The 26526-nt window shown below is 39.6% G+C and carries 18 protein-coding genes; 14 read left to right on the top strand and 4 right to left on the bottom strand.

The features are described from left to right. Nucleotides 1-30 precede the first annotated feature (30 nt). The 6 genes from dnaG (at nt 31) to addA (ending at nt 13500) form a co-directional block, all read left to right on the top strand. Complete coding sequence (dnaG, locus tag BMX34_RS01235; RefSeq protein ID WP_092569967.1) at nt 31-1845, top strand: DNA primase; 1815 nt, start codon at nt 31-33, stop codon at nt 1843-1845. A 13-nt stretch (nt 1846-1858) separates the two neighbouring features. Beyond that, nucleotides 1859-3004, top strand: coding sequence for an RNA polymerase sigma factor RpoD (gene rpoD / locus BMX34_RS01230; RefSeq protein WP_092569965.1), 1146 nt, complete (start codon nt 1859-1861; stop codon nt 3002-3004). A 51-nt stretch (nt 3005-3055) separates the two neighbouring features. Continuing rightward, nucleotides 3056-4585, top strand: coding sequence for a Nif3-like dinuclear metal center hexameric protein (locus tag BMX34_RS01225; RefSeq protein WP_092569963.1), 1530 nt, complete (start codon nt 3056-3058; stop codon nt 4583-4585). Between the two features lie 11 nt (nt 4586-4596). Then, on the top strand, nt 4597-5826 hold the full coding sequence (pepT, locus tag BMX34_RS01220; protein ID WP_092569962.1) for a peptidase T: 1230 nt from the start codon (nt 4597-4599) through the stop codon (nt 5824-5826). Between the two features lie 281 nt (nt 5827-6107). Continuing rightward, nucleotides 6108-9644, top strand: a complete 3537-nt coding sequence (locus BMX34_RS01215; RefSeq protein ID WP_159428811.1) for a PD-(D/E)XK nuclease family protein — start codon at nt 6108-6110, stop codon at nt 9642-9644. Beyond that, nucleotides 9637-13500: a helicase-exonuclease AddAB subunit AddA gene (gene addA / locus BMX34_RS01210; protein ID WP_092569960.1), complete on the top strand. Its 3864-nt coding sequence runs from the start codon at nt 9637-9639 to the stop codon at nt 13498-13500. The genes BMX34_RS01215 and addA overlap by 8 nt, the downstream gene beginning before the upstream one ends. A gap of 101 nt (nt 13501-13601) precedes the next feature. On the opposite strand, the gene BMX34_RS01205 is transcribed toward addA, so the two are convergent. Beyond that, nucleotides 13602-14858 (bottom strand): putative glycoside hydrolase, encoded by a 1257-nt coding sequence (locus BMX34_RS01205; RefSeq protein ID WP_234971651.1) that lies wholly within the window; start codon nt 14856-14858, stop codon nt 13602-13604. Nucleotides 14859-15000: 142 nt separating this feature from the next. Beyond that, the gene (locus BMX34_RS01200; protein ID WP_092569956.1) at nt 15001-15636 is read right to left on the bottom strand and encodes a YkyA family protein; all 636 of its coding nucleotides are present in this window, start codon (nt 15634-15636) and stop codon (nt 15001-15003) included. 117 nt (nt 15637-15753) lie between these two features. On the opposite strand from BMX34_RS01200, the gene lspA reads away from it, so the two are divergent. The 4 genes from lspA to glpK all read left to right on the top strand — a co-directional run bounded on the left by lspA (nt 15754) and on the right by glpK (nt 19552). Further along, complete coding sequence (lspA, locus tag BMX34_RS01195; RefSeq protein ID WP_092569953.1) at nt 15754-16206, top strand: signal peptidase II; 453 nt, start codon at nt 15754-15756, stop codon at nt 16204-16206. Then, nucleotides 16206-17147, top strand: a complete 942-nt coding sequence (locus BMX34_RS01190) for an RluA family pseudouridine synthase (protein ID WP_092569951.1) — start codon at nt 16206-16208, stop codon at nt 17145-17147. Before lspA ends, BMX34_RS01190 begins: the two co-directional genes overlap by 1 nt. A 37-nt stretch (nt 17148-17184) precedes the next feature. Continuing rightward, nucleotides 17185-17877: a DUF2786 domain-containing protein gene (locus BMX34_RS01185; protein WP_092569949.1), complete on the top strand. Its 693-nt coding sequence runs from the start codon at nt 17185-17187 to the stop codon at nt 17875-17877. Between the two features lie 163 nt (nt 17878-18040). Further along, entirely contained in the window at nt 18041-19552 is a 1512-nt protein-coding gene (gene glpK, locus BMX34_RS01180; protein ID WP_092569947.1) for a glycerol kinase GlpK, read from the top strand. Here glpK and BMX34_RS01175 read toward each other — a convergent pair. Then, nucleotides 19541-20023 carry a ComE operon protein 2 gene (locus BMX34_RS01175; protein WP_200793398.1) on the bottom strand — a complete coding sequence of 161 codons (483 nt, stop codon included), beginning with the start codon at nt 20021-20023 and terminating at the stop codon, nt 19541-19543. The two genes, glpK and BMX34_RS01175, sit on opposite strands and share 12 nt — an antisense overlap. A 124-nt stretch (nt 20024-20147) precedes the next feature. On the opposite strand from BMX34_RS01175, the gene BMX34_RS01170 reads away from it, so the two are divergent. Both BMX34_RS01170 and BMX34_RS01165 read left to right on the top strand, forming a co-directional pair. Then, nucleotides 20148-21647: a pyruvate kinase gene (locus BMX34_RS01170; RefSeq protein ID WP_092569945.1), complete on the top strand. Its 1500-nt coding sequence runs from the start codon at nt 20148-20150 to the stop codon at nt 21645-21647. Between the two features lie 21 nt (nt 21648-21668). Further along, entirely contained in the window at nt 21669-22370 is a 702-nt protein-coding gene (locus tag BMX34_RS01165; RefSeq protein WP_092569943.1) for a hypothetical protein, read from the top strand. Here the strand turns inward: BMX34_RS01165 and BMX34_RS01160 are convergent. After that, nucleotides 22338-22904: a GNAT family N-acetyltransferase gene (locus BMX34_RS01160; protein WP_092569941.1), complete on the bottom strand. Its 567-nt coding sequence runs from the start codon at nt 22902-22904 to the stop codon at nt 22338-22340. The genes BMX34_RS01165 and BMX34_RS01160 overlap by 33 nt on opposite strands. A gap of 136 nt (nt 22905-23040) precedes the next feature. On the opposite strand from BMX34_RS01160, the gene BMX34_RS01155 reads away from it, so the two are divergent. Further along, nucleotides 23041-24588: a hypothetical protein gene (locus tag BMX34_RS01155; RefSeq protein ID WP_092569939.1), complete on the top strand. Its 1548-nt coding sequence runs from the start codon at nt 23041-23043 to the stop codon at nt 24586-24588. Between the two features lie 372 nt (nt 24589-24960). Beyond that, nucleotides 24961-26526 carry a glutamate/gamma-aminobutyrate family transporter YjeM gene (yjeM, locus tag BMX34_RS01150; protein ID WP_092569937.1) on the top strand — a complete coding sequence of 522 codons (1566 nt, stop codon included), beginning with the start codon at nt 24961-24963 and terminating at the stop codon, nt 26524-26526.

The following is a 26526-nucleotide window of genomic DNA, read 5'->3' as shown; positions in this document are numbered from 1 at the left end:
CATGAGCTGTTTAATAGAAAGAGGGATAAGATGGTACATATCCCACAAGAAATGATTGAAAAGATTCGCTCTCAGACGAATATTGTTGATTTAATCGGTCAGTACGTTGACTTGAATAAACGCGGTAACAATTATATCGCTTCTTGTCCTTTCCATGAAGATCGTAATCCTTCCTTCTCAGTATCGCAGGATAAACAGATATTCAAGTGTTTCTCTTGTGGTAGAGGGGGCAATGTCTTCTCATTTATTCAAGAAATGGAAGGGGTCTCCTTCCCAGAAGCGGTCCAAAAGGTGGCTGAGTTTGCCCATGTTCCGTTAAACTTGGATTTAAGCCAAGATAAACCTACTCAAGCCCACAGCCATCTATATCAAATTCATCAATGGGTGGCTGAGTTCTATCATTATTACTTGGTCAATACCAAGAAAGCTCAGCCTGGCTTAGCCTATTTGCAAGATAGGCAATTAGCGACCGAAACCATTGAAACATTTCAACTAGGGATGGCTCCCCAGAATTCTGACTTGCTCATCAATTTAATTCAAGAGAAGGGCTTCAGTCAAGAACAAGCTCTCCAATCAGGCATCTTCTATTTGGACCAGCAAGGCCAATTAGTTGATCGATTCCGGGGCCGGCTAATCTTTCCCTTGAGAAATCAACAGGGACGGGTGATTGCATTTAGTGGTCGGGCTTTCTTGGATTCACAAGCTGACCAGGCCAAATATATTAATTCACCCGAAACTGAAATCTTCAATAAGTCGCGCTTAATTTACAATTTAGATTTAGCCCGACCAGCTAGTCGCAAACTGGGTTATCATATCGTCTGTGAAGGGTATATGGATGTTATCAGTCTATATCAAGCAGGCTTTGAGAACGTGGTAGCTACGATGGGGACCAGCTTAACTGTTAATCACCTTGAAAGCTTGAGAAAGATTGCCTCAGAAATTATTTTTGTCTTTGATGGTGATCAAGCTGGACAGAAGGCGACCGCCAGAGCCTTTGATTTAGTTCAAAAATTAGATCAGATCCAAGCCAAGACCATTAAAATTCCCAATCAATTAGACCCTGACGAATGGATTAAGAAATATGGTCGGGAAAGTTTCCAAAAATTGATTGATCAAGCCGAGTCTTTCTATGAATTCCAGCGCGAATATATCAAGCCTCAGTATCAGTTGAATGATGACCAAGGCTTGGCTCAGTATATTGAGCATTTGATCCAATTGATCAGCCAAATTAAGTCACCGGTTGAGCGCTCGCTAAGAATTACCGATTTAAGTCGAACCTATCAATTAGAAGAAGCGATGATTCAAGAACAAGTCAACCGTCAGATTTTGCACCAAGTCGATCAAACACAGGAACAGTCCCAAGTGGTTGGTTCAGCTACGACAGTCGATTTGAGCCCAAGAATGGAAGAATTCTATTCAAAAGAAGCTTTACAAAGTGAAAAGACGATTCTATTTAATTTGATATTTTACCCTCGAGCGTGGCAGTTCATAGAGGAACTAGACCAGCCGATCGTCTTATTCCATCCGCTAGCGCAAGAACTCTTCCTAATTGTTCAAGAATATTATTATGAAGAAGGAAATCCCTTACCTTTGACTCAAGTGACAGATCGGGTGACCGATGTGCGGATGAATGATTTATTAACTTCCATTCTCTGGGAAAGTGAAAAGTTAGACTTTAACCGCAAAGTGATGGAAGATTGCTTAGCTACTATCGAGCGGGCTTTTATCAAGCAAGAAGTGAAGGAACTCAGTGAAGAGTTAAACCAACTAAGATTAACCAATCAGAAAAACAAAGAAAATCAAACAATGCTTCGCATTATGACTCTATTAAGGAAAATTAAATAAGGAGGCAGTTGCCATGGCAGAAAACAAAGCATCTTCACAAAATGAGACAGACAAAAATAAGCAAGAACTTAAACTGACTTATTCTGAAGCAAAGAAACAACTGATCAAAGAAAAGAAACTCATCGGACAAATTCATTATGATGAGTTGACAGAAACCATTGCTAGCCCATATCGTCTCGATGCCGATCAAATGGATAAATTAATTCAGGAAGTTGAAGACAGTGGTATTGCTGTTGTCGGCGATGATGGTGGTCCTACCAAACAACAAATGGTTCGTGCAGAACAAGTTGATGTGGATACCACGGCATCGAAAGCGACTCAATCGAAGATAAAAGTATCAGATCCGGTTAGAATGTATCTGAAGGAAATTGGACGCGTTGAATTACTGAATGCCGATGAAGAAGTGGAATTAGCGATTCGGATTGAGAACGGCGATGAATTAGCCAAACAAGAATTGGCTGAGGCTAACTTACGATTGGTCGTATCGATCGCTAAACGCTATGTCGGTCGGGGCATGTCTTTCCTAGATTTGATTCAAGAGGGGAACATGGGCTTAATGAAAGCCGTTGAGAAATTCGACTATACCAAAGGTTTTAAATTTTCAACCTATGCAACCTGGTGGATTCGTCAGGCGATTACGCGGGCGATAGCTGACCAAGCTAGAACCATTCGGATTCCAGTTCATATGGTCGAAACAATTAATAAATTAGTCCGGATCCAACGTAACCTACTGCAAGACTTGGGTCGAGAACCGACACCTGAAGAGATTGGGGCGGAAATGGATCTGCCGACTGAGAAAGTCCGTGAAATTCTGAAGATCGCTCAAGAACCCGTCTCTTTAGAAACACCAATCGGTGAAGAAGATGACTCCCATTTAGGCGATTTTATTGAAGACGAAGGGGCAATGAGTCCGGAAGCTTTCACTGCCTCTTCTTTATTAAGAGAACAACTGGAAGATGTATTGGATACCTTAACTGACCGTGAGGAGAATGTATTACGTCTGCGTTTCGGTCTGGATGATGGTAATATTCGTACCTTAGAGCAAGTCGGTAAGGTATTCGGAGTAACCCGGGAACGGATTCGTCAAATCGAAGCCAAAGCTTTACGGAAATTACGCCATCCTAGCCGATCAAAACAATTAAAAGATTTCTTAGAATAACATTACTATTCATCTTATGCCGGTCATAAGGTGAATTTTTTTGGAGGATTTATGAATTCTGACAACCTATCCTTGCGACTGTTAAAAGTCGCTGAATATATTGAGAAATATGGCCAAAATCCTATTCGATTGGCTGATATTGGTACTGACCATGCCTACCTGCCTGTCTATCTGATAAAACAATCAATCATTGAATCAGCCATTGCCGGCGAGGTCGTCCGAGGGCCTTTTGAGTCTGCCCAAGCTGAAGTCCGTCGTCAGCATTTAGCAGACCGGATTCAAGTACGCTTAGGCGATGGTTTGTCGGTCTTAGATCCGGAAGACCTGGTGAATGTCGTTTCGATTTGTGGTATGGGTGGCAAACTGATCAGTCAGATCCTAGATCAAGCCCCTCAAGTATTGACGGACCAACATACGCTAGTCCTGCAATCCAATAATGGAAGCCAATGGATTAGATCATGGTTAAGTCAACATAACTATCAAATTGTGGATGAAGAGATTATTAATGAACACAAGCACGACTATCAAATTATCGTAGCTCAAAAAAAAGATAAAGATAGAAAAGAAGAATTATCAGCAGCGGATCTGCTGATGGGACCGATCAATCGCCAAAAGAAACATCCACAATTTATAGCCAAGTGGACCAAAGAACTAGAACAACGACGACGGATCCTCAAACAAATCTTGCAAGCAAAACAAGCTCAACCTCAGCTGATTGAACCCTTACGCCAATCGATTCAAATGATTCAGGAGGAATTATCGATGACTGAAGCCCAACATACCCCACAACTTAAAGATATTACTGATTTTCTAGATTATAAATATCCCCAATCGCTCGCGGAATCCTGGGACCAAGTTGGCTTACATTTTGGTCGTTCTAGCCAACCTGTCCAACGCTTAATGACGGCCTTAGATTTGCGTCCACAAATCGTTCAAGAAGCGATTGAACGTAAAGTTGATACCTTGATTGTCCATCATCCACCTATCTTCCAATCGATTCAACGATTTAATCTTGATTTTCCTAACATAGAAATGTATAGTCAAATTATCAAACATAATATTTCAGTGTATGCGCTTCATACGAATCTTGATATTGCTTGGGATGGGATGAATGATTGGCTGGCAGAAGCATTATCTTTAAGCGATATTCAGTCGCTCGCTTCAACCAGTGATACGGATCAACCTGGATTAGGTCGAGTAGGTACACTCGACCAGCCTTTGAGTCGCATTGACTTACTCAACTTAGTTAAAGAGAGATTTGCTTTAAACCAGTTGACGGTCATTGAGGCCGAACCAAAATCATCCTATCAAAAGATAGTGATTATCGGCGGTTCAGGCAGCTCATTGCTCGAACAAGTTGCCGCGACCCAGGCGGATGTCTTTATTACGGGTGACATTACCTATCACAAGGGGCACCAAGCCCAAGATTTTGACTTTATGACCCTTGATTGTGGTCATTATATCGAATCAATCTTTAATCACAAGATGGCTGAAATATTAAGAGAAGCTTCTCAGCACTTTGCTTGGTCGATTGAAGTGTTGGAAAGTTCTGTGTCTACCAGTCCCTTTGAATATTATTAAGGAGGAAGTTTATGAATCTCAGTCAACTCACTCAAGAACGTCTTATCAGATATGCCAAAATTAATACGCGCTCCGATGAAGCATCAGAGACCATTCCTTCAACCTCGATCCAATTTGATTTACTTCATTTACTCGTCGATGAATTAAAGCAAATCGGGATGTCAGAGGTTAGTTTAAGTTCTGAGAATGCTTTTGTAACGGCTACTTTGCCAGCCAATACTGAGGAAGAGCTACCAACAATTGGTTTTATTGCCCACGTGGATACAGCTGATTTCAATTCAGAAAAAGTCAATCCTCAAATCGTTGAAAATTATCAAGGCCCTGAAATTGTCTTAAATCAAGAACAAGGCATTGTGATGGCTGAGAGTGAATTTCCTAATTTAAAAAACTATCATAGTCAAACATTGATTACTACTGACGGCACGACCCTACTAGGGGCTGATGATAAAGCCGGGATTGCTGAAATTATGACAGCGATGGAATATTTCATTAAGCATCCAGAAATCAAACATGGCAAAGTAAGAGTAGCCTTTGGTCCTGATGAAGAAATTGGCCGCGGAGCAGAACACTTTGATGCAGAAGGTTTTGCGGTTGACTTTGCGTATACGATGGACGGAGGGCCTGTTGGTGAACTAGAATATGAATCATTCAACGCGGCTGCTGCCAAGTTACAAGTAACAGGTAAGAATATTCACCCAGGGACAGCAAAAGACAAGATGATAAATGCGATTACCCTGTTAAATCAATTTATCAGCCAACTTCCTGAAGATGAAGTACCAGAAAAAACTGAAGGACGCCAAGGTTTCTACCATGTGACTGAGATGAGTGGAACCGTTGATGAAGCTCAATTATCCATGATTATTCGTGACCATGATCGTGAAATTTTCGAACAACGGAAGACTATGGTGCAAGAAATCGTTGAAGGGATTAATCAAGCATATGACAAAGCACCGATTGCCTTAGAATTAAAAGATCAATACTATAACATGGCTGAAGTAATTAAGAAAGATATGCGCCCAGTTAATTTAGCCGAACAAGCGATGAAAGAACTTGAGATTGAGCCTTTAATCAAGCCAATTCGAGGAGGAACTGATGGTTCTGTCATTTCCTTCATGGGAATTCCAACCCCGAATATCTTTGCCGGCGGCGAGAATATGCATGGTCGCTATGAATTTGTCGCCGTTGAATCCATGGTTAAAGCAACTGAAGTGATTATTAAAATCGTAAGCTTAAATAAATAACGCCTGGTTTTAACAGAGAGTAATTTCATCTAGAACAACAATGTTAAAGACTGAAAAAGACGGTTGCCGATTTTATGGTTGGTCGACCGATCTTCATTCGGTCTTTTTTGTTTAAAATTTTATGAAAGATTCAGATGATTTTCAAATTTGGGTCAAACGGGTTGGGACACAGTATGTTCAAGATTGTGGATATGAATTCAAGTCGTTATCGTGATTGACTCTGAATCTGATTAATAAATTTGCTATAATTAGCACATAAGACTATGATAAGGAGACTGCTTATGGCATTTCAATTTATTACTGGAAGTTTTTTGGTAGATAAACCAGTTACAATCATACATAAATTTGTTGAACTGAAGAAGCAACAACCAGAGGCCAAGATTTATTATCTGGTGCCGGACCATATTAAGTTTGATATGGAAGAGCGCATGTTGAAAGAACTGCGACAGCTTCAAGGACGATCAAGTGCGGCGATGACGGATATCCAAGTGGCTAGTTTCAAACGTTTGGCTTGGTTTCTCTTGCCCAAGAGTTTCAATCAGAAACCCCAACTTTCTCAAATCGGCAACGCCATGCTGATTCAAGCAATACTCCTTCAAGAGAAAGATCATCTCAGAGTATATCGCGGTCAAATATACCATCAAGGATTTATTGATAAACTGCTGAAACTCTTTGAAGAATTGTATGAAGCGAATATCCAACCTGATGATTTACAAAGAATCGTAGAGCAGATGGCAGATCCTAGCTGGCAGCAAAACCCAAATGAGAATCAACGCTTAGTAGAACTGGCTTACCTTTATGCAATTTATCGCCAAAAAATTAACGATCAATCTTTAGATAATTATCAGGATTTTGAAAGGTTGCAAGTTTATCTTGATCAAGAAGATTTCAGTAGAAATTATTATGCGATTATCGATCATTTTCAAGCTTTTAATGCCCAAGAAATCGCCTTAATTCGTGCTTTAGCGCGGAATTTTAATCATGTTTATTTGAGTCTACCCCTTAGCCATCATCAGGCAAACCAGGCATCTTACCAACCGGTGTATCAACTCACTCGAGAGACTTATCAGCAAATCAAACGCATTCTCCTTCAAGAAGATATAGAAATCAAAGCCGATTGGGAGATTTCACAGCCAATCAAAGCTTATCGGCCAGAAATTATTCAAACCAGTCAAAAGACTTTAAATGTGCTGAATCAAAATCAATCATTAAGTCGCCAAGATACCGCAAACTATCAAGAAATTTGGTCGTGCGATTCGATTCAAACTGAATTACGCCATTTAGCCAACCAGATCAATTACCTGGTTAAGGTAAAAAAGTATCGCTACCAAGATATTATTATCAAAACGCGTCACTTAGATGATTATCAACATATCATCGAGCCTTATTTTAATGAGAATCAGATTCCAATCTTCTTTGACCATCAACAAACCATGCAAGGGCACAGTCTGGTTTCCTTAATCGAATCCATTTTTCAATTGGTGTTAGGCTATTGGCAAATTGATGATATTATTAATATATTAAAATCGGATTTGGTGCAGCTAGAAGGTGGCCTTGACCGACAAGAATTTTTCCATCAAGTAAATCTTTTTGAGAATATTTTGTTAGCCAATGGCTTTCAAGGTTATCGTTTTTTTGATCCTAATTTTAACTGGCATTTTAGTCAGGAAGACCAAGTCTATGTCAATCAACAAGGCCAAGAAGAGCCACGACAGCTCAAAGAGATTGTATTACCTATTCGTCAAAGAATGATTCAAATTTTCACTAATCGGTATTTAGCTTGGCAAGATTCGATGACAGGTCAAGAGGCGAGTCAGTGGTTATACCAATTACTGATTAAATTAGGCGTGAGAGAACGTTTAATCTTAAAAAGAGACCAAGCAATCGAAGCGGGAAATATTGAAGATTCGCGTCATGATGAACAGGTCTGGCAGGTTTTAATCACTATGTTAGATGAATTCCACCTGATATTTAAGGACCAAGCCGTTGACTTTGCTAGTTTAAAAAACCTTCTATTATCAGGCTTTAAACAAGCAAGTTTTCATATTATTCCGCCGACCATCGATCAAGTGGTCTTTACCAGTATTGAGAGTCCTCAAGCTAAAGATTTCAAAATCGCCTTTATAGTTGGGATGGACGAATTAGCGCTCCCGAGTCATCCTAAGACAGATTCGCTGATTAATGCGGACCAACGTGAACAAATTAATGGTTTGACGCTCCATCATCAATTTCTAAGAGATCCTGCGCGCTTAAATTATCGGCAAGACTTATGGCTAGCTTATCAGAATCTTCTGAGTGGGCAAGACTATCTCTATATTTCTTATCATCAAGGGGAAAGTAAACAAGACTTGCAATTAAGTCCTTATTATCGGCCATTGGTCTTAAGCCAACGGATGAAGCTATTTAGTTTTAATGCTTTTCAACCTCTGTCTCAAACAGGAGAACATCCTTCTTTGCTCGGCCAAGCCAATATCATGATTGGTTCTATGCTTTTTGATCTGGGTCAATTTATTCAAGCTCGGCTTGATGCCGGCCAGGTACTCAATCAAAATTTACTGACGCTTTATCGGCATTTAAATCCAAGCCAGCAGGCGAGTTTCATCGATGCGATTAGTCAATTGCTCAGTTTCTCCAACTTGCCTCAAGCCATTGAAGCCAAGACGGCCCTGGCTCTATATGGTCAGAATTTAATCAGTTCAGTTTCGAAAATTGAAACATTTTTTCAGGATCCTTTTGCCCATTTTATTGTGTATGGTTTACGTTTGCAGGAACGAGCAGAGTATCAAATTACGCCGATCCAAGCAGGGGATTACTTCCATGAATTCTTAGATCGTTTTGTCAAAGCTATCCAGACGTTAGGCTTAGAATTGGGCAAATTAAGTCCAGATCAGCTTAGAAATATCTTCCAACACATAAGTCAAGTCTTGGATGAAGATGTTCGCTTTAATATTTTTGCGAGTCAAGCCCGTCATCGGTTTATCCAGCGTATGATTCAACGTCAAATTGAGAAGAGTTTGCAGTCTTTTACCGATCAATTTAGCCAGATTCACTTACAACCCATGCTATCAGAGGCTGTCTTTGGTTTGGGACCGGATCATAATCTAAAGCCGGTTGAATTTCAGTTGCCTTCAGGCGGTCGGTTAAGACTAACCGGTAAAATAGATCGAATTGATTGGCAAGCAGAAGATAAATTACTGCAGATTATTGATTATAAGACAGGGAATAAATCCTTTAATTTAGCGGATTTCTATTACGGTTTAGATTTACAAATTATGACCTATCTGTATGTTGCCCAACAAACATTTCCTGATTTACAACCAATTGGCGCTTTCTATCAGCCTTTGATGCAGAAATACCTTAAAGCTGATTCAGCGGATCTGTTAAGTGCTCAACAAACTAATTTCCAAATAAATCGTTTAGCAGGACTCGTAACGATTGGGCCAGACCAACTTCAAAAGATTGATCAAGGACTCATGGAACAAGGACAGAGCCAATATTACCCAGCAAAAATTACAAAAAGCGGAACCTATCACAAGAAAGCTTCACAATATATCGAAGCTCAAGACTTGAAGCTCATCTATCAACATCTGGAGAAGTTATTTGTCCAAGCTGGTCAGCAAATCCAATCGGGCAATATTGCTTTGCGTCCTTTCTATGAAGATCCCTATAGTTTATCTTTACAGAAAGGTTACCGCGTTTTAACGGGGTTTGATCCGACGATTCATTTCTCAGCCTACCGTCATCAAACCATAAGTAAAGAGCAGGTTATCCAGCAAATTATCTTGGACAGCCAAGAAAGTGAGGAACGTTATGACTGAAATTCCAATCCAACCCGCTAACTCAAAATATAATCCTGAACAATGGCAAGCCATTCATCAACAAGAGGGAAATATCTTAGTTTCGGCTTCTGCCGGATCCGGAAAGACAACCGTTCTCGTTGAACGGATTATGCAGCATATTCTTAATCAACGGGCCTGGGTCGATGAGTTATTAGTGGTAACTTTTACCGAGATGGCAGCTCGAGAGATGAAAGAGCGTATCGAGTCTCAACTCAAAAATCAGGTTAATCAACAAAGCAATCCTGAATTACAACAACGTTTTATTCAAGAAATAAATAAATTGGCCGATGCCAATATTCAAACCCTTCACAGTTTCTGTTTAGAGGTTATCAGCCAGTATTTCTATTTGAATGACTTGGATCCTGGGTTTGATTTGTTAACTGATGAAAGTCAAAAAGCCCTAATCTATCAGCAAGTTTGGCAACAGCTCTGTCAAGAAATTGAAGAGGGAAAGGCAGGCATTGATTCGACAAATTTTGAGAATTTACTATATCGCTATTCTTCTGCGAAATCTGATCAAGGCTTATTTGACTTAGTAATTGAAATTTATCAGTTCGCCATGGCCCACCCTGAACCCCAGGTCTGGCTCCGTCAATTGCCCTGGATTCACCGAGATTTTGCTCATTTCGAAGAGTCTGATCTTTTCCAAAATAGTTTGTCGCGACGGATCACTGGAAGCTTAATTACAGTTCTAAAACTCAATCAAGAGGCAATCGATGCGAGTCAGCGATTAAGTCAGGAACATGCGCCCAAATATCTGGCTGCTTTAACTGAGGATCAAGCCCACATCATTGAATTAAAAGATGTATTTCAAGAACAACCTTTAAGCGACTTCATGACCTTGCTGGATAGTTTCTCCTGCAGCAATTGGCCTAGAAATTCGAAGAAATATGAAGATTATGAACACATTGAAGCCTTAAAAGCTCAACGCGACCAATATAAAAAAATACTAGAGCGAAATGTTCAATCCCTATTTGATTTAAGCTATGAGACCTATGCGGAAGTCGAGCAACGATTAGCTTATGATTTGACTCAGTTAAGTCAACTCATTCAAGACTTCTACCGCTTGTTGCAAAGCTATAAGCAAGACCATCAACTGATGGACTATAACGATCTCGAACATTATAGCCTGGATATCCTCGCTCCTTATCAAGAAGATAAGGGTCGACGAGTGGAGAGCGTGGCTTGCCAATATTACCGGCAGAAATTTAAGGAAGTCTTGGTCGATGAATATCAAGATATCAATGAGACGCAAGCGACCATATTATCTTTCTTATCACAAGCCGATCAAGCCGCTTCACCAGGGAATCAATTCCTGGTCGGCGATGTTAAACAATCGATTTATGGTTTCCGGATGGCTGAACCAACCTTATTCTTAAATAAATATCAGCAATTTGCTCAAGATCCTGACAACCAATTAATCCATTTAGATCGTAACTATCGTTCACGCCACGAGGTCCTTCAATTTATCAACTTTATCTTTGAACGGTTGATGGATCAAGAATTTGGCCAAATGAATTATGGCCAACAAGAGTCTCTCAAGACTGGCAACCACAGTTTCGTCCCTCAGGCCCCCGACGCAAAATTTAACGTTGAATTCTTATTATATGAAAGTCAGGCAGAAGAAAGGGAAGATGATGAAGAGGGCTTCGATCAATCTATTGAAGCCGAGTGTCATATCTTGGCCCAGAAGATTAAAGATTTAGTCGATTCGTCATTTCAAATATACGATAAAGATATAGAAACTCTAAGACCGATTGAATATCGGGATATTGTCATTCTATCAGCTACGCGTTCACCTTTTCTTAAGGTTCAAGAAGTCTTCAAACAGTATCAAATCCCACTCTATAGTCAGAAAATTGAATCTTATTTCCAACGACATGAAATTCAAATTGTCTTAGCCTTATTAAAGATTATCGATAACCCGCGTCAAGACATTCCCTTGGTCGCCGTGCTTCGATCATTTTTTGCTGGCTTTAGCGATGAAGAATTGGCCCAGATTCGGATTCCGCATAAAGAAGGAGACTACTATCAAGCATTGATTCAGTTTCAGACTTCCCAAAGTCAGTGGGATCCAGAAAAGGTCAGCCAACTTCAGCTGAAAATTCAACGTTTCTTAAAACAATTACATACCTGGCAGGACCTCGCTCAAAATGTTTCCTTAGTTGAGCTCATTTGGCAAATCTATTTAGATAGTAATTTTCTGAATTATGTGGCTGCTTTAGACCATTCTGAACAACGTTTGGCGAATCTCCACGGATTTTATCAACATGCTAAAGAATTTGAACAACGGTCATATTTAGGACTGAAAGGATTTATCAATTATATTAACCAGATGATTGAAAGTGACCATGATATCGCCGAACCACTAATCTTGGAAGCTGATCAGAATTTCGTACGCATAATGACGGTTCATGCTTCCAAAGGACTTGAATTTCCGGTGTTATTCCTCTTAAATACCGGCAAAGGTTTTAATCTACAGGATTTAAGAGGTAAATATATTAGCTCTAAAGAGTATGGGGTGTCGTCCTATTATTTCGATGATCAACAGCTACTGAAATTCGATAGTTTAACTCGTAAAGCGCTGGCCATCCTCGCTGAAGGCGATCTCAAAGCTGAAGAAATGCGTAAATTATATGTTGCCTTGACCCGTTGTGAACAGAAACTCTATATTATTGGGAGTGTTAAAAATCAAGAACAATGGCAAGCAAATTATCAAAAGAGTCAGCAACTTCATAGTGGAGGCTTGTTAGTTAATCAGTTCTTGCGTCAGACTAGTCGCTCTTGGCTAGAATGGTTAAATTATGCCATTGCAATTCCAAGGCAAGATTCATCGACGGCTGACTTTCAACAAAGTCAAATTGAAGTTCATTTCTATCAAGATGGAACGATTACTAGCGCAGTCGAGCAGGAATCGGTCAATCATCAACAAAGACAGCGCCAAGAAAGGATTATTGACTTTTTAAGACAAGATTTACCGCCTCAGGTGGAATCGAATTCTTGGGAGACCCTCTGGCAGATTGACTATCCTTATCCGTTGGCCTCACGAACTTCAAGTTATCAATCGGTATCTGAACTGAAACGATTCTTTGAAGAACCTAGTAATGATAAATTGGATACATATTCTGATCGCCGACCTTTCTCGATTCAACAGCTGAAACAAGCACCCGCTGAAGACAAGGGGATTCAAGGGATTCGTTACACTGAGGATAGTTTCGCTCAACCTCAGTTTATGGGCCAAGCTGAAGAATTGGCAGCCACGGAAGTCGGCAGCCTTACTCATTTATTCTTGCAACATTTATCTTTATCTGCTTTTGCCAATCAGGACAGAGAGAATTATGCCAGCATCTTATCAACTTGTAGTCAGTCTTTAGTTCATCAAGGCTTATTGAGTAAGCAACACCTGAAACAGATCAATATCGATGCAATCCTATGGTTCTTGCAAACTGAATTAGGTCAAGAGTTTATTGCTATGGCAGATCTTGTTCGTCGTGAGCAGGCCTTCTCGTATCTCATACCAGCAAAGCAAGTCTTTGCTTCTCAGGAACATGAATTCGACTTAAGCCAGTTGCAAGAAGACGACCTATTGATTCATGGGGTAATCGATGCATACTACCCTCAAGATCATTCACTTATATTAATAGACTACAAAACAGATCGCTATCACCCACAAAGTTCTCGAACAAAACATGAGCAATTAGAACAGATTTATCAGAGATATAAATTTCAGATGCAAATTTATAGTCAAGCACTCAAAGAAATCTATGGTCATAAAGAAGTCAAAGCGAATTTAATCCTCTTAGATTTTAAAGAAATCGTTACGATTTTATTTTAATTCTAAGGATTCTTTGCTGGTTAAAGCGAAACAAGAAATAAACATCCCCCAAATTCATTGTGAATAGAGGGATGTTTTGTTGTGTAAACTATTCTATATATTTATTGGACTTGTGAGTTGCTATCCTCAACCGGTTGGATATCTGGAGAATAGTCGACGCCTTCAGTATATTCTCCCAAAGCATTCCATAAGAGATATTCGTGAATACCATGCTCATAGAGAGCATTAATCTGAACCTGAACTTCATTGGCCCCATATTCTAAGTAGGTTCCTGGCGGTCCAGGTAGGGTAAAGTCTTGCAACCAAGGCCGTGTCCGTACCTTGTTCTCGACATTGGCTAATAATTGTGTTTCATGATCCATATAGGCAGAGACAATTTCATAAGGGTAGAGATCGGGGTAAGTATAGCCGAAGAAAGCTTCGCCCCAGTGAGAAGGGTAGATCATCGAACTCATCACATCAACCCGTTCCGCCATTTGGGCGAAACTTTGACCAATCCCGCGCACATCGGCTGCATCTCCGGCAATCGCAGTATAACCAAAGACGTCCGCTGAAACATCTACGCCGTAGGGCATGAGTTGTTCACTGGCTTGAGCGAGGAAGTCGTTAATCGCCGCAACCCGTTCCGTTCCTTCTTTCTCAGGGTCATCTGATATGAAATAAGAATATCCACCAATATCGTAATCTAAGCTAGAGCCAAAGACATCAAAGCCTTCCGGAAAACGAACATAGTCAAACTGAATATCCTTAAAGCCTAATTTGGCCGCTTCAATGGCGATCCCAATATTGTAATTCCAAACATCAGGGAGAAAGGGGTTGGTAAATTGAGCCCCATTACCATCCTGCCAGATGCCTCCGGTACTTGGATCATGGAAAGAATATTCTGGATGGGCATCAGAAAGCAAATAGTCTTTAAAGGTAACAATCCGAGCTATCGGATAAATCTTATGTTCTTCTAGACGCTTCATGATTGGTTTCATATCTACGAAGCCCATGACGTTTTCTTGAATCATTGGATTATCAGATTCAAGGACGGGAACGATATTTCCATAGTCATCTTTGAAATCAATGACCAAGGAATTTAATTCTGTTTGATCTAAATAATTAATCAAATAATCTAAATATTCGGGATTAGACAGATTATCAGCGGTCACATAGAGCCCCTTCACTCCATCTTCAGGATAGGGAATATTAATGTCTGAATCATAGAATAAAACTTGGGGTAATTTATCGGGTTGAGATAACATGGCTTCTTTGGAAATGGTTAACCCCTCATAGCGGTTGGTGTCGCCTTGGGTAATTTTATTATTAAACTCAACCAAGGTTGCTTCATCATATTTGGCTTTAACTTCGGGCATGGGTATGTTTTTCTCCAAAGTGCTTGTTTTATTTTGACAAGCAGTTAAAAACAAGAAAAAAAACATTAGGCAAAGTAACTTTGCCCAAATTTTTAGAAATTTAATATTCATCATAGACTCCTTTATTAGTATGGCTAAATCCTTACTTCTTCAAATTGGTTAGATACACTTTAAAGTCAATTAATTTAGCATTAATGGGTTCGAAATAACCCAAGACTTTTTCTAAGTTGATTTGATTGGTTTTATTCAGAATATTAACATTATCAAAAACTTTAAAGAAAGTAGTGTAATCATTATTAGGATTAGCCACCGCTTGGTAGGTCTGTTTCTCAGGTTGGAGACTATCCTGATAATCTTTGAGATAGACTTTTAAGTTGGCAGTGAGTGGTTCAAGTTCAGCCACAATGGCATCGACCTGAGCTTTGATTTGTTCATCCTTGTTGGGTTCTTGGTTATTAATTTCTTCAATGAGCTTATCCAATTCATTAATGAGGTCAGCCAAATTGTTAAGATGTTCTGATCGCTGATTAACATTCTGGAGAATGACTGAGTCCTCAGCGCGGAAAGCCGATAAATCTTCAGAAGCCTTTAGCGTTGTTTCGAAGTCATCTTGGACATGGCTTTCTAATAACTGAATTTCAGTTAATTCATTGACAATTTTGGTAATGTTCTCTTGAACGAGTGTAAAAGTTCGATCAATTCGATTGATTGAACTATCGCAAGCTGTTAACGCCAGGATTAAACAAGGAATTAACAAAAGCTGAATATATTTCTTCATGGGATCTCCTTTGTAATCTTGTCTACAAAGATTTTTATTTTGTTGCAATTAGTATATAATAATAACATTATGAGTTCAAATTTTAATCAAAAAATGGGTGAATAAAGGGGATTTTCGATGATTTTTTCGCTGTTTTGGATTGTTTTTATCGTTTTTTGTGACCAAATCTTCAAATTTTGGCTTATTTCGACGCTAGACCTTTATCAGAGTGCTCCTTTGATTCCGGGCTTGATCCAATTAACCTATGTCCAGAATAAAGGGGCGGCTTGGAGTTTATTGACCGGTAAAGTAAACTTTTTGATGATTATTGCGGTCTTAGCGATAGCTTATTTCAGTTGGCAATTGTACCAAGCGCGCCAAGCTTCGAAAGGCCTGCGCTTGATTTATGCTTTAATTATTGCCGGAGCACTTGGCAATTTAATCGATCGGTTCGTCTATGGTTATGTCATCGATATGTTCGATCTAATGTTTATCCAGTTCCCAATCTTTAATCTAGCTGATATCGCTATCTGTATCGGCATGGTTCTCTTATTTGGACATTTATACTTATATGAAGAGGGGGGTCAATAATGGATTGTCAAGATATTTATTTAAAAGGGCAAAAAGGGCGCTTGGATAAAGTTTTAGCCGAGCTGATTCCGGGCCAAAGTCGCTCAAGTATCCAAAAATTAATTCAACAAGAATATATACAAGTTAATGGTCAAGTTGTCCCTAATAAATATTTATTGGCCGGTAATGAACATATTCGGTATTCAATTCCAGAGGAAGAAGCCTTAGAATTAGTGGCCGAAGATCTTCCTTTAGACATTCGTTATGAAGATCAAGATTTATTGGTGGTAAATAAGACTCGAGGGATGGTCGTTCATCCTGCAAAAGGGCATGACCAAGGGACTCTGGTCAATGGCTTACTCTATTATTTACAAGGAAATATTTCCTTAAAGCAAGGGTCAAGTATTCGTCCCGGCATCGTTCACCGAATTGATAAGGATACTTCAGGGTTATTGATTATTGCTAAAAATAATCAGGTTCACCGACTACTGGCTGATCAAATACAAGCCCACCAGATTCAACGGACGTATCATGCCATTGTCTATGGTCAAGTTCAGCCGCTACAAGCGACCATCGATATTCCGCTCAAACGCGATAAAGTCCAGCGTTTACGTTATACCGCAGACAAGACTGGGAAGCGAGCCATTACTCATTACCAAGTCTTAAAGACTTTCTCAGAATATAGTCTAGTCCAATGCCAATTAGAAACAGGACGGACTCATCAAATCCGGGTTCATATGGAATATATACACCACCCTTTGCTGGGGGACCCTATTTATCAGCGTGATTTAAATCCGCAACACTTTCCCATCAGGGATCCCCAAGACGGTCAATACTTACATGCTAAATCACTTCGTTTCCTTCATCCCCTGACCGACAAAGTCATTGAGATTGATACAGAATATCCAGAATATTTCCAAACGATGCTGGATCAAATTACTGAAATCAACCGTGAATTATGATAGAATAAAGTTTAATGTTAAGAAATGAGGTTATAGTGTGTCAGAGAATGATAAAATCTTAGCCAAAATTCAAAATCTACTGACCCTGGCTCAAGATGGTGGCGATGATGAGGAAAGTCAAACGGCTTTAACCATGGCCCAAAAATTAATGTTGAAATATAAAATTTCAAAAAATGAACTCAAAGGTCAAGGTCAAGATAAGATTATTATTAAATCTCTTTCCGTATATAAACGCATCTATTGGTGGGAGAAAGTCTTAGTGCGGATTATTGCCGATAATTTTCGAGTGATGTTCTATATTCAGTCTTCTCGACTGCCTCATCAAAAATCGGTTCAAAGAAAATTGGTCTTTATGGGTTATCCGGAAGATGTAGAATTAGCCTATGAAGTGTTTCATCTTGCTGCGGATACAATGAAGCATTATGCCAGCCAACATTTAAAGGGGAATGAAGACGATGCTTCGGCTTCCGCCATCCGAAAATCATACTATCAAGGCTTTATGGATGGACTGGAGAATAAATTTAACCAACAAAAAGATGAAATGATACAAGAAAATCAAAAATATGTCCTGATAATCAAGACACCGAATGAAGTGGTGGAGAAATTTAATCAGGAAATTAATGGGTCACTTTCTTTCCGTCATCCTCGTTTCTCTAAGAACAATCAGGCTTATCAAGATGGATATAGCCGGGGGACCAAGTTAGAGATTCATAAAGGTTATTTAGAGTAACCTTAGAAACTGGTTTCGCAGGTTTATTTAATTAATATCTATGTTGAAGTTTATATCTTTCGAATGTTTGCTAAGCAAGAATCAATTGAGAAAGATATAAACTTTATTTTTTCAAAAAATTTAAACGTTTTCATAAATATTAGCTATTGAATAGGAGGCCATTATGGAGCAATATATTCTAACTTTGGATCAGGGGACCACCAGTAGCCGAGCCTTAATTATCAACCATCAAGGACAAGTTATGGGAATGGGACAGGTTGAATTTACTCAATATTTCCCTCAAGAAGGCTGGGTAGAACATGATGCTGAAGAAATCTGGCAATCTATCCAAGCAGTGATTGCGGAAGCTTTCATCCATTCTTCGATTCTTCCCCAACAAATCGCAGCCATTGGCATAACCAATCAGCGTGAAACGACGGTTGTATGGGATCGGCAAACCGGCAAGCCCGTCTATCCTGCAATTGTTTGGCAATCACGCCAGACAGCCGAGCTCTGCCAGCATTATATTGATCAAGGATACCAACCGATGATTCAGGCTAAGACCGGATTAATTATTGATGCCTACTTCTCAGCCACCAAAATACGCTGGATTCTAGACCATATTCAAGATGGACAGCAGCGGGCTGAAGCTGGCGAATTATGCTTTGGAACGATTGATAGTTGGTTATTGTGGAAATTGACTGCTGGCCAAGTTCACGCCACGGATTATACCAATGCGAGCCGCACTTTATTATTTAATATTGAAACAGGCCAATGGGATCCAGAATTACTCGACCTTTTTGGCATTCCTGCCGCCATGTTACCTGAAGTCCGGTCAAATTCTGAGATTTATGGTTATACTGATTCTTTCCAATTTTTCGGCCAACCGGTGCCCATCACCGCCATGATTGGTGATCAACAAGCTGCTTTGTTTGGACAATTGGCTTTCGAAGCTGGAATGATTAAAGCGACTTATGGTACGGGAGCTTTCATAATGATGAATATGGGACAGAAAGCGAAAATCTCCCAGAATCAATTGTTGACAACCATCGCTTATGTGCTCGATGATCAAATATTTTATGCCATGGAAGGGTCAATATTTACGGCTGGATCAGCTATTCAATGGTTAAGAGATCAGCTGAATTTGTTCGATCAGGCTAAAGAAAGTCAAGCCATGGCCGAAGCCGCCCAAAAAGAAGAAGCAATCTATCTAGTTCCAGCCTTTACCGGATTGGCGGCTCCATATTGGGATTCCCAGGTGCGCGGAGCAATCTTTGGCTTAAACCGAGCCAGTAACAAAAATGACTTGGTCAAAGCAACTTTGCAGTCAATTGCTTACCAAGTCAAAGATATTGTCGATTTGATGCAAGAAGAGAGTCAGCTTGTTATTCCTGTATTAAAAGTCGATGGCGGGGCTTGTTTGAATGATTATCTGATGCAATTCCAAGCCGATTTATTAGATATAGAAATTCAACGGGTCCATCATCTGGAAACCACAGCCCTAGGGGCAGCGTATTTGGCGGGACTAGCGGTTGGTTTCTGGCAAAATCTTGACCAATTAAAAGACCTGATCGATCCAGGAAAAACTTTTCAAAGTCAAATGCCTAGAGCGAAAGCCCAGCAATTATATCAAGGGTGGCAGAAAGCAGTCAGGGCAGCCCAATTATTCGCTAACTTATCAGACTCACTTTCTTGAGGCTAAGGGTAGACTTTCCTCTAAATCGGTAAAAAAGTTAGCGGGGAAATCAATTTGGTTAATCTCAACGCCAGCCTGTTTGAATAAATGAAGGGCATATGGATGATTGGCATAATCATGCAGATAATAGACCTGTTTCAAACCGGCCTGAATAATGGCTTTACTACAATTTAAGCAGGGGAAATGAGTGACATAGATACTGGCACCCTCGGTCTGAGCACCGAAACGGGCACATTGAAGAATTGCATTCATCTCAGCATGAATGGTTCGGATACAATGGCCATCTTCTAATAGACATCCCTGATCAATACAGTGCGTTTCACCATGGACTGAGCCATTGTATCCGCCAGCAATAATCCGCTTATCGCGTACAATGGTTGCTCCCACACGCAAACGTTCACAGGTTGACCGACTAGATAGAATTAAAGATTGAGACATAAAGTACTGATCCCAGGGGATACGTTGCAACATATTGATAACCTCACTTTCTTCTTTACCATTATAACTTAGTTTTTGGCGATCCTGAAGAATATTTAGGAGCACGTCCAAGCTTTTTCTGATATGATAGACTCATAATAAAGGGTAGAGGGTGATCATGATGAAGGATATCCAACAAGAATATCGACAATTAAAAAAACTTTATCACGATGTCTTAGAAGAAAGTCAATCGGCCTATGACGAATGGGAAGCTAAGATTGAACGGCCAGAATTTAAAGAGAGTGCTCAAAATTTGTTGGCTTACTTAGCTCTACGTCGACGAGATATTCGTTCTATTCAGGAACAATTAATGAGTTATGGTCTATCAAGTCTAGGTCGATTAGAGGCTAAAACGTTAGCGACCTTGGAAGCAACGATAGCTTCTTTTGAAGCTATACATCAGCTTCCCCAAACCTATCATCATCCAGATCGGCAAGAATTTCTTCATGAATATTATCGCTTAATTAAGAACACTCGGGCTTGTTATGGACCCAAACCAGATCATCATCATACCCGCATTATGGTTACCTTACCGGCGGCAGCTGCAGAAGATACTGATTTATTGCAGAAGCTAGTGGATAAAGGGATGAATGTAGCTCGCATTAATTGTGCTCATGACAATGCTGAAATCTGGCAAGGAATGATTGACAATATTCAGCAAGTAGCTAGAGCAAACGAACTATCAATTCCAATTCTGATGGATATTGCCGGTCCTAAAATTAGGACAGAATGGGTATTTACTCCCTATAAAAATCCCAAAGTCAGTCGTGGCGACCAAATTTGTATCACCCGTAATTTCAAAGACCTACCTCTAGATATTGAAGAAGCGGTCAAAGTGGTAGCCGGTTGTTCATTGCCCGGAATTTACCAATCTTTAAAGATCAATGATCCCGTCTTAATTGATGATGGCAGTATTGAAGGGCGAGTGCTTGCCCAGACTGACCAATCGTTTACCCTCCGTGTTGAGAAAGTCAAAGGTGGAAAGACCCGATTAAAAGCAGAAAAAGGGTTAAATTTCCCCAATTCAAATTTCGAAATTGGCATTCTAGATGATAAGGATCGGGAGGATTTGCGTTTTGCCCTTGATCATGCTGATATCATCGGTATTTCCTTTGTTAGAACGGCAAAAGATATTAAAGAAGTGCAAGCCTTTATTGAAGAAAATCGAACTTCGTCCGCAAATCAAGTCCACTTGATGGCCAAAATTGAAACCGTCCAAGCCTTTAAAAATTTAGGTGAGATTATCATGACAGCCGCGAGTAAAAATCCATTTAGTGTCATGATTGCCCGCGGAGATTTAGCGGTAGAAAGTGGCTATGTCCGCTTAGCCGAACTGCAAGAAGAAATTCTTTGGATTTGTGAAGCAGCTTCAATCCCAGTTGTTTGGGGGACTGAAGTCCTTGGCTCCTTGATTAGTAATGGCGTTCCAACTCGATCCGAAATCACCGATGCGGCTCGAAGCGCTCATGCCGAAGTCGTTATGTTAAACAAGGGAGAACATATTGTTGAAGCCGTCGCTCTGATTGATCAAATTCTAAGTAAGATGGAAGACCATTCTTATAAGAAGACACCGAAATTAAGACAATTGGATGTTGCTCGCATGATGTTACCTCATTGATAATGGAAAGGAAAACACACCATGAAGCTAGCGAATTTCTTTCTAACCATTGCTTTTCCCTTTATGTTGTCGCTTAATTTTGACTATTGGCATCCGCAGAATTATGGCGGTCCAACAGTCTTGAGTCAAGAACCGGTGGTCATTCATCAGCCAGTCTATCCTAGCTCTTATCCGCAGCCCTATGGTCAAGATCATTTAATGTTTCAGGGCTTACCTTTGAATTATCAGCCTAAGCGCCAAGTTTTTAAGGCAGAGGGCCAAGCGTTAGGTTATCCGGCCAATAGTCTGTATATTAACGGGGTAACTTTCGCCTTCCAAGATATGTCCGGTAATAGTGGGAAAGGGACCGACTTTGATCATTTGAACCAAGCCCTAGCTAGCAATCAAGTAGTTAAAGTAGGCCAGCATGGAATGAATAGCTTCTTTGGTCATTATTATGATCTTTCGAATTCAGGACCTTTTCAACCCTTGGTCGCTCAAGATTTGCTCCATGAGGGCAGTCAGGTAATCTTGACCGATCGCGAAGGACTCAGTAAGGGTTATGAAATTACCCAAATATTAAATATTAACGTAGAAGAAGCAGATCATCATTTTTATGGTCGTTATTCGATACCTGAACTGATTTATCAGGGTAATCAAGAAGATATGATTTATATTCAATACTGTCGTTGGGATATTGAATTAGGGATGTTAATCAGTCATTTTGGTTATCGTATCTTTTGATGGTGTGAAGTCTTGAAAAGAAATAATAGGTTGATCTGAGGTCAAAGCTTTACTTAGGATATGAATATCTAACCACTGATCAAATTTATAGCCGACGCGTGCCAAGAATCCTGAGCGAATAAAACCATTTTTCTCATGGAATTTGAGACTGCCATAATTGGAAGCCTCGACAATTGAGATCAGGTTGCTAATACCTCGATCTTGTAGGGCATTTTCTAATGCTGATAATAGTAACTGGCCATATCCTTTGCCACGAATGGTTCGGTCAAGATACAGACTCATTTCAGCAGTCGAAGCATAGGCCTGGCGTTCACGGAATCGTCTTGCATAAGCGTAGCCAATAATCTGGCCATCTATTTCACCGACGAGGTAAGGATAGTTAGTTAAAGTATGCAGAATTCTGTGCTCAATTTCAGCTAAAGAGGGGGTCACTGTTTCAAATGTGACCGTGCTCTGGCTCACATAAGGTTGATAGATTTCAAGAATCGCTGCAGCATCACTTTTCTGGGCTGTTCGAATGAATAGTTCAGACATAATTCACCTCATTATAATTGTCAGATAGGCTAAATTTATCGTACAATCTTAGAGATAACAATAATAAACTTATAAAAAATAACTGTGAAATTTTTAATCGTTTTGATACTTTTTTAGATTATTTTAGGAGGGCGCTATGACTGAAAAAGACATTCGCAAGAAAATTTACATCGTCATTATTATTCTCATTTTATTGGTCGGCGGCTATGTAATTAGCCGTCCTTATCTGCCAACGGTTGAAAAGAAATACCAAGAATTCAATCAAGCCATGCAAAGTATTTTTAACCCTCAACCTGAAAGTAGCGAACAAAGTCAAGAAACCAGTCCAGAGCTTACTAGCCAAAGCGAGTCGCCAGAACACAGTGAAACAACGGAGGTTACTAGCCAGCAAAGCAGTGAGGAAACGTCCGAAGAAACGACGACCAGTACTGAACAAAAGCTTTCCCTAGCCTTACAAGATTATGTAGAACTCGAATTTAAAGGAATCGATCAGATGGGGGAAGTCTCTGCTCGTTTTGATAAAGCTAAACTTGAAAGTGTCTTAAGTGAATATGAATGGTCAAGTAGTGTTGATGAGATTAGCGACCAGATTCATTTCCAAGTGAACCCAGATAAAGATTTAGCAAATCAAGACCGTATTAAAGTTTCTTTGACTCAAGACCTGCCTAATATTTTTAAGAATGATTATTTCTATGCGACAGTCAAGGGCCTTAAAGTCCAACCTAAATTCAGCCAAGAAGATCTGAAAAAAGCGATAGAAATTAGCTATCAAGGTTTCTCTGGCACAGGAAAAGCTGTGCTAGAAAGTCATTTCCAAGCTCCGTTTGAGGATTTAGAAGTTTACCTGACCGACGATAGTCAGAATCTGAAGAATGGCGATCAAATTACCATTGCCTTGACCCAACCTTCCCTAAAATTACTTGAAGATCAAGACTATCTTGTAGAAAATGAAGGCAAGATAAGTTATACCGTCGCTGGTCTAGAAGAACCAGAAACCTTAAGCCTGGAAACATTGAATCGCCATGTGGTAGTCAATTTTGTCGGGACTTCAGGAGTTGGACAAGCTCGAATTGATACAACCTTCCAACCACCTTATAGTAATTTTCTTAACAAAGAAGCCTTTGAAGTCGAGAATAACGGAGCAATACGTAATAACGATGTGGTAAAAATTAAGATTAAACCAGAAATTCTGGAAAAGATGAAAGAAGCAGGCTTATTGGTCGAAGAACAAGGACAGATTGAACGTCAAGCTCAGAACATGCTTCAAGTCGCCGAACAATTTAAAGACCTCAAAGATTGGCAAAATCTGATTAAGAAAATCGATGAAAAGATTAAACAAAAATATCCGGATACCCTATTTGGTGCTTATGAAATCAAAGCGGAACGTTACTATTACCGTCCTTATCATACAGCCAACGATCTGCTAGAATTAGAAAATGTGACTCAAGACGGGACCATTGTCGGCGTATATACAATTACATCATATGACCGCGACAAGAAACAAGTCCGTGATACAGAAACAGAAGTCTTCGGTTTTACCGATTTATTTGTGAATGATGAAAATCAATTAACGAGCGATAAATATACCGAATATTCTTATAAATATGATAATACATATACTCTCGACTCTGTCTTTCAAATTTTAGAAGGCTATAATTTTAAGGCGGTTAAGTTAAAAGATTAAAATACCACACAATAATTTAAGTAAACTGTCCTTGCTTAGGCGAAATCTTAGGCGGGGGCAGCTTTCTTTATGAATTTAAGTCTATAAAGTGTATTATTATCATAGATTGACTGAAAAATGATCAACTGTTTGAATATTATAAGCAAATAATAAATATATTTATTTCAAATATAATGAGAAGATTATAATATTGTATTTTAAAAGAAGCTTAAGGATATAAGATTCTATTTGTAAAATCTAAAGTCATTCTAATAATACAGATGAGAAAGAAAGAATATAACAGTTTAGCTCATGAATTTATTAACAGATTCCAATTAATATTTTGGAAGCGTTTGCTATACTATGCTTACAACAGAAAAAGGAGAGGTGTATATGGAAAAAGGCAAGAAGAAAATGGGTGTCATGGCCTTAATTCTGATGATCTTCACATCAGTTTATGGCTTTACCAATATGACCCGATCATTTTATATGATGGGATATTCTTCGATTCCCTGGTTCATATTGGCTGGCTTGTTATTCTTTATCCCTTATGCATTTATTGTTGCGGAATTTGGAGCCGCTTTCAAAGATTCCGAAGGAGGAATTTATACCTGGATGGCTAAATCATCTGGGCCAAAATTCGCTTTTATGGGGACTTTTCTTTGGTATGCTGCTTATGTCGTTTGGTTAGTTGGGGTAGGTTCTGGTTTCTGGATTATTCTATCGCATGCAGTCTTTGGGGTTGACCGGCTACAAGATCTTAACCTGTTTGGCTTAGGTCCAGTTAAATCTCTAGGTATCTTAGGTTTATCAATGCTTCTACTACTCAGCTTCCTTTCAACAAAGGGAACCGATCGAATTAAGAAAATTGCATCAATCGGTGGTACGGCAGTCATCGGTTTAAATGCCTTCCTATGGATTGGATCTTTATTAGTGCTTATCTTAAATAAGGGACAATTCTTAGAGCCTGTTACAGTCGAAGGATTCTTTGTTTCTCCTAACGCTGATTTCCTAGGCATTATTCCTATCCTTTCATTCGTCGTGAATGCTGTCTTCTCTTATGGGGGACTAGAAGTGGTCGGTGGCGTAATCGATGAAACCGAAAATCCTGAGAAGACATTCCCGAGAGCAATTATGCTTTCATCCGTTGTAATTATTATTATGTATTCTGTCGGAATTCTTCTCTTTGGTGCCGTTACTAACTGGAATTTCGCTTACGGCGCTAATGGTTATTCTGATGTGCCAATTACCTTAGGTAACCATGCTTACTTAACTATGAATCATTTAGGATATCAAATCGGACAAGCTTTGAACCTTTCTGAAGGAATTTCTCGTGCTATTGGATTAAACGTGGCGCGTTTTATGGGAATTAGTATGTTCTTTGGTATGCTGGGTGCCTTCTTTACCTTAGTGTTCTCACCACTTAAACAACTTATTGGTGGAACTCCGAAAGAATTATGGCCAGAATCATGGACGGTTAAGAAAGATGGTATCTACATCAATGCGGTTAAGTGGCAAACATTCATTGTTTGTGTAATCTTCGGCATCGTAGCATTTGGTGGCGATGATGCTAAACAATTCTTTGAAATTATGTTGGCCATGAGTAATGTGGCAATGACCGTACCTAACATGTTTATTGCCTATTCATTTATCAAATTTAAAGAAAATGATGCCATTGCAAAACCATTCTCAATGTTCAAGAGCAATGGTCAGGCCAAACTAGCCGTTTATATTGTATGTGCGCTTGTGGGGCTGTCAAATGTCTTTACGATTATTAAACCAGCTATCGTCAATGGCGATTGGTTGACTACTATTATGAGTGTAGCTGGTCCAGTATTCTTTGCAGTCTTAGGTAATATTTTCTATTCTAGAGCTCAAGGACGCATTCGTACCACAGGACAGGGCGAAGTAGGAGAAATTGAAATTGAAACTTTAGCCCACGATATTGAACCTAAATAA

The organism is Ignavigranum ruoffiae, from assembly GCF_900110675.1.
GTDB classification, from domain to species: Bacteria; Bacillota; Bacilli; order Lactobacillales; family Aerococcaceae; genus Ignavigranum; species Ignavigranum ruoffiae.
Note: the sequence above shows the minus strand (reverse complement) of the source record. Positions and strands in the feature narration are given on the sequence as shown.

Coding starts and splice junctions, on each gene's coding strand:
- dnaG (WP_092569967.1), top strand. CDS start 31: ATGGTACATATCCCACAAGAAATGATTGAAAAGATTCGCTCTCAGACG.
- rpoD (WP_092569965.1), top strand. CDS start 1,859: ATGGCAGAAAACAAAGCATCTTCACAAAATGAGACAGACAAAAATAAG.
- BMX34_RS01225 (WP_092569963.1), top strand. CDS start 3,056: ATGAATTCTGACAACCTATCCTTGCGACTGTTAAAAGTCGCTGAATAT.
- pepT (WP_092569962.1), top strand. CDS start 4,597: ATGAATCTCAGTCAACTCACTCAAGAACGTCTTATCAGATATGCCAAA.
- BMX34_RS01215 (WP_159428811.1), top strand. CDS start 6,108: ATGGCATTTCAATTTATTACTGGAAGTTTTTTGGTAGATAAACCAGTT.
- addA (WP_092569960.1), top strand. CDS start 9,637: ATGACTGAAATTCCAATCCAACCCGCTAACTCAAAATATAATCCTGAA.
- BMX34_RS01205 (WP_234971651.1), bottom strand. CDS start 14,858: ATGCCCGAAGTTAAAGCCAAATATGATGAAGCAACCTTGGTTGAGTTT.
- BMX34_RS01200 (WP_092569956.1), bottom strand. CDS start 15,636: ATGAAGAAATATATTCAGCTTTTGTTAATTCCTTGTTTAATCCTGGCG.
- lspA (WP_092569953.1), top strand. CDS start 15,754: ATGATTTTTTCGCTGTTTTGGATTGTTTTTATCGTTTTTTGTGACCAA.
- BMX34_RS01190 (WP_092569951.1), top strand. CDS start 16,206: ATGGATTGTCAAGATATTTATTTAAAAGGGCAAAAAGGGCGCTTGGAT.
- glpK (WP_092569947.1), top strand. CDS start 18,041: ATGGAGCAATATATTCTAACTTTGGATCAGGGGACCACCAGTAGCCGA.
- BMX34_RS01175 (WP_200793398.1), bottom strand. CDS start 20,023: ATGTTGCAACGTATCCCCTGGGATCAGTACTTTATGTCTCAATCTTTA.
- BMX34_RS01170 (WP_092569945.1), top strand. CDS start 20,148: ATGATGAAGGATATCCAACAAGAATATCGACAATTAAAAAAACTTTAT.
- BMX34_RS01165 (WP_092569943.1), top strand. CDS start 21,669: ATGAAGCTAGCGAATTTCTTTCTAACCATTGCTTTTCCCTTTATGTTG.
- BMX34_RS01160 (WP_092569941.1), bottom strand. CDS start 22,904: ATGTCTGAACTATTCATTCGAACAGCCCAGAAAAGTGATGCTGCAGCG.
- BMX34_RS01155 (WP_092569939.1), top strand. CDS start 23,041: ATGACTGAAAAAGACATTCGCAAGAAAATTTACATCGTCATTATTATT.
- yjeM (WP_092569937.1), top strand. CDS start 24,961: ATGGAAAAAGGCAAGAAGAAAATGGGTGTCATGGCCTTAATTCTGATG.